Origin of the sequence: Streptomyces sp. NPDC006265, from assembly GCF_040613555.1 — a bacterium.
GTDB lineage: Bacteria > Actinomycetota > Actinomycetes > Streptomycetales > Streptomycetaceae > Streptomyces.
In genome coordinates, this window is sequence record NZ_JBEXSH010001376.1 from 1 (window position 1) to 1,509 (window position 1,509).

Annotated in this window: 2 protein-coding genes; both read left to right on the forward strand. The window is 76.2% G+C overall.

The genetic code is table 11. The features are described from left to right. Positions 1-92 precede the first annotated feature (92 nt). Positions 93-533, forward strand: a complete 441-nt coding sequence (locus tag ABZ281_RS49030) for a hypothetical protein (protein ID WP_356665295.1) — start codon at positions 93-95, stop codon at positions 531-533. Positions 534-690: 157 nt separating this feature from the next. Next, on the forward strand, positions 691-1,509 hold an 819-nt coding region (locus tag ABZ281_RS49035; RefSeq protein ID WP_356665297.1), incomplete at its 3' end, for a hypothetical protein.

Here is a 1,509-nt window from a genome sequence, read left to right on the forward strand (position 1 = left end):
GCCAGGGCGACCAGCCCCGTCATGACGGCGGACGCCCGGGACCCCGCCGGTGTGCCCTGGAGCCAGGGGCAGGGACAGAGAGGAGAGCTGTCATGGCTCATGCGGCACCCGCCTCACGCAGGATGATCACGCCACGTCGCCGGCCCGACGTCTTCGGCGCGCGGACCCACACCGCCGTGAAGGTGGGCCTGCCCATCGTGCTCGGGCTCGTCTACGGCTACTGGGCCGCGGGCAACCGTCGCGACGCCGGGCCCATCACCGGCTGGAACCTGCTGTTCGGGTTCGTCACCGCGCTCGTGTTCGCCGTGCTGTTCGCCGCCGTGTGCGCGTTGGCACCGCGGCTGCGCCGCGAGCTGCACGCGCTGTGCTGGTTCGTCTTCGCGGGCGGCGCGGTCGGCTTCCTCTACAGCCAGACCGGTGCGTCCGTGCTCAGCTCCAGCGGCCTGGGAGTGGTGGTGGGGGCGGGCGTCCTCGCGATGGTGTTCTACCGCTACTACACGCACGAGGACGCCGCGGGCCGGCGCATCGGCTGAGGCCGTCAGGGGACCGGGACACCCGTTCGGGGGAGGCCGGCAGGGGGGCCGGCCGACGCCGCTTCTCGCAGGTGGAGTGCCGTTCGGCGCGGTGGACGGGCGGGCGGAGGGCGTCGCAGCGCTCGCGGGCCGGGCCCGGGGCGCCTTGCCTGGAAGGGTGTCCGAGCGCGACCGGGCGCCCCGTCCCGAGAAGGCGCCCCCACGAGCGCGGAACGTCCTGTCGGCCGTTCTGCTGATCCTCGCGTGCCTGCTCGTGCCGTTCGGGGCGCTCGCGTCCTGGGCGGCCCACGGGCTCACCGACACCGGCCGCTACGTGCGGACGATGGCGCCGCTCGGCGCAGACCCGGACGTGCGACGCGCGGTCGCGGACGCCGCGGCGGACGGCGTCCTGCGGGAGGCCGGGCGCGAGGCCGGCACCGGCCCGCTGCGCGGGGCGGTCGGGCCCTTCGTGCACGACGCGGCCCGTTCCTTCACCCGCACCGAGGCGTATCGCGCGGCCTGGGACGCGGCGAACCGGGCCGTGCACGACGCGGTGCTGCACGCCCTGCGCGACGACGGGACCCGCGGAGCCCCGGTCACTGTCGACGCCGCCCCCGTCATCGCCCGGGTCAAGCAGCAGCTCTCCGACGACCACGTGCCGTTCGCCCACCGCATCCCGGTCACGCACACGCGGATCCCGGTGCTCCCGGCCGAGGACGTGGACCGACTGCGCAAGGGGTACCTCGTGCTGGACATCGCCGCCTTCTGGCTGCCGCTCGCCACCGCCGTCCTCGCCGTCACCGGGATCGCTGTCGCCGCCTGCCGCCGCCGCGCGGTCACCGCCCTCGGCCTGGGCACGGCCCTGGGCGGCGCGCTGCTGGCCCTCGCCGTGGCGATCGGCCGCCGCCTCACCCTCGCCGACCTGCCCGACGCCCTCCACCGCCCGGCCGCGGGCGCCGTCTACGACGCCCTCACCGCCACCCTGCGCACGGTGTCC